The sequence below is a fragment of the Roseomonas sp. TAS13 genome (assembly GCF_001950415.1).
In the GTDB taxonomy this organism is placed as follows: domain Bacteria; phylum Pseudomonadota; class Alphaproteobacteria; order Acetobacterales; family Acetobacteraceae; genus Roseomonas; species Roseomonas mucosa.
This window is the reverse complement of the sequence record NZ_BDLP01000518.1, coordinates 1-2,434: the sequence shown is the minus strand read 5'-3', so window position 1 is coordinate 2,434 and position 2,434 is coordinate 1. Positions and strand designations below refer to the sequence as shown.

The window sequence follows — 2,434 nt, the reverse complement described above, 5'->3', positions numbered from 1 at the left end:
CCCATGAGCGACAACGACACCTCTTCCGGCACCACCGGCCGCCCCACCCCCGGCCACGAGAGCGCGGCGGACCTGCCGCGGACCGATCCGCTGGCGGGGCTGACCATGCTCGGCCAGCACGCGCGGCAGCCCGCCTCGCCGGAGGAGGCGCGGCTGGAGCGCGTGCCGAACCCGCATCCGGGCAAGCGCTACTGCGTCCGCTTCACCGCGCCGGAATTCACCTCGCTCTGCCCCATCACGGGACAGCCGGATTTCGCGCATCTGGTGATCGACTACGTGCCCGACGGATGGCTGGTGGAGAGCAAGTCGCTCAAGCTCTATCTGACCTCCTTCCGCAACCACGGCGCCTTCCACGAGGCCTGCACGGTGGAGATCGGCGACCGGCTGGTGCGGGAGCTGAAGCCGCACTGGCTGCGCATCGGCGGCTACTGGTATCCGCGCGGCGGCATCCCGATCGACGTCTTCTGGCAGACCGGCGCCCCGCCGGAAGGCGTCTGGATTCCGCCGCAGGACGTGCCGGGCTATCGCGGCCGGGGCTGAACGGGGCGGCTCCCCGGGCCGCTCCGGGACCGGCGGGCGGGATGCCCACCGGCCGCGAGGCCCCATGGAAGGCCCGGAGGGGAAGACCCGGAGGGGAAGGCCCCAAGGGGGGAGGCCCCAGAGGGGAGTGTATTCGGGCGCTATCCAGGGGCGGCATTCCCGAGGGCCATGCCCCCCGGAAGGCCGCCCTCCGTATCAGTCGATCTGGTTCAGGTCCTCGGCCAGCACCACCATCTGGATGGCATAGGAAACCTCGCCATCCTCGGCATCGCGGTGGATGGTGCCGATGAACTCGTCGCCGATCCGCAGCTCCACGCTGCCGCCGCGCCGCTTCGGCGCGGCCACCACGATCTGCTGGTTGTTGAACTGCTTGCGCAGATGGGCCTGGACCTGGGCGATCTCGGCAGGGGTCATGAAACAATCACCGTGACTTGAAGAAAAGACGTCTGGACCGGGGGCAGATAGTCCCTTCGGCCCGCACATGGAATGCCCAAACGGGTAATGGATTCCGCGCGGAACCGATTTGTTCCGCCTGTGGCCGCGCACCGCATGCCCTTTTCCCGCCCCTCCGGTGGCCGCCATGCGGCCCGCGCGGCTTGTGCCTGCGCGCCGCCGCGTCCAGGCTTTTGGGCAGGAACCAGAGCCCAAGAATCCGCCAAAGGGAGCGAGAAACCGCCATGCTGATCGCCCGCGATCGCCTGCAAACCCTCACCGCCAGCATCTTCCAGGCTGCCGGCAGCACGCCCGAGGAAGCCGCGACCGTCGCCGCCGATCTGGTCGAGGCCAATCTCAAGGGCCATGACAGCCATGGCGTCGGGCTGATCCCGGACTACCTCCAGGACCGCAGGGATGGGTTCCTCGTTCCCAACACCCCGCCCCGCTTCCTGCGCGACGACGGCCCCTTCGCCGTGGTGGATGCGCGCGACGCCTTCGGCCAGGTGATCGGGCGGGAGGTGATGCGCTGGGCCATCGGCCGCGTGCGCACCACCGGCATCGCCGTGGCGGCGATCCGCGACTCCCACCACCTCGCCCGCATCGGCGCCTTCGGCGAGATGGCCGCCGCCGCCGGGCTCGTCTCGATCCACTTCGCCAATGTGCGGCTCGGCCCCAGCTATTTCGTCGCCCCCCACAACGGCAGCGACGGGCGGCTGCAGACCAACCCCTTCTGCATCGCCGTGCCCTGTGGCGAGGGCCAGCCGCCCCTGGTGCTGGACTTCGCCACCAGCGCCATCGCCATGGGCAAGGTCCGCGTCGCCCGCAATGCCGGCAAGACGCTGCCCGCCCCCGTGCTGCTGGATGCCGAGGGCCGGCCGACGGACGATCCCAATGCCCTCTACGGCACGCAGGACAGCGGCGCCGGCAATGCCGACGGCAAGGGCGCCCATGGCTCCCTGCTGCCCTTCGGCGGGCACAAGGGCTTCGGCCTGTCGCTGATGTGCGAGGTTCTGGCCGGCGGCCTCAGCGGCGGCGGCCCCAACACCGGCGACGACACCCCCCGGCGCGGCATCGTCAACAACATGCTCAGCTTCGTCTTCGACCCCGCCCGCCTGGGCGACGTGGCGGCGTTCCAGCGCGAGGTCGCGGCCTGCATCGCGCATGTGAAGGCCTCCCCGCCGCAGCCGGGCGAGGAGGTGCTGGTCGCCGGGGAGCCGGAGCGCCGGACCATGGCGCAGCGCCTCGCCGAGGGCATCCCGATCGACGAGACCAGCTGGGCGGGCATCGTGGCCGCCGCCGCCACGGTAGGCGTGCGCGCCGAGGGGTGACGGAGACCGGGACGGCGGGGTCTTTCCCCTATCGCCCGCCGAGATAGGCGATCAGCTCCGCCCGCTCCCGGGCGTCCTTCAGGCCGGGAAACACCATCCGGTTCCCGGGCGCGAAGCCCTGCGGGTCGCGC

The 2,434-nt window shown here is 71.2% G+C and carries 3 protein-coding genes; 2 read left to right on the top strand and 1 reads right to left on the bottom strand.

Annotation, left to right across the window (positions count from 1 at the left end; translation table 11 throughout):
- Nucleotides 1-105 precede the first annotated feature (105 nt).
- Entirely contained in the window at nucleotides 106-540 is a 435-nt protein-coding gene (queF, locus tag ROTAS13_RS23005) for a preQ(1) synthase (protein ID WP_051004723.1), read from the top strand.
- Nucleotides 541-735: 195 nt separating this feature from the next.
- Here the strand turns inward: queF and ROTAS13_RS23000 are convergent, their stop codons facing one another.
- Entirely contained in the window at nucleotides 736-954 is a 219-nt protein-coding gene (locus ROTAS13_RS23000) for a DUF3126 family protein (protein ID WP_019459592.1), read from the bottom strand.
- A 263-nt stretch (nucleotides 955-1,217) separates the two neighbouring features.
- Between ROTAS13_RS23000 and ROTAS13_RS22995 the strand changes: the two genes are divergently transcribed.
- Nucleotides 1,218-2,303, top strand: a complete 1,086-nt coding sequence (locus ROTAS13_RS22995; RefSeq protein ID WP_019459593.1) for a malate/lactate/ureidoglycolate dehydrogenase — start codon at nucleotides 1,218-1,220, stop codon at nucleotides 2,301-2,303.
- Nucleotides 2,304-2,434 lie beyond the last annotated feature (131 nt).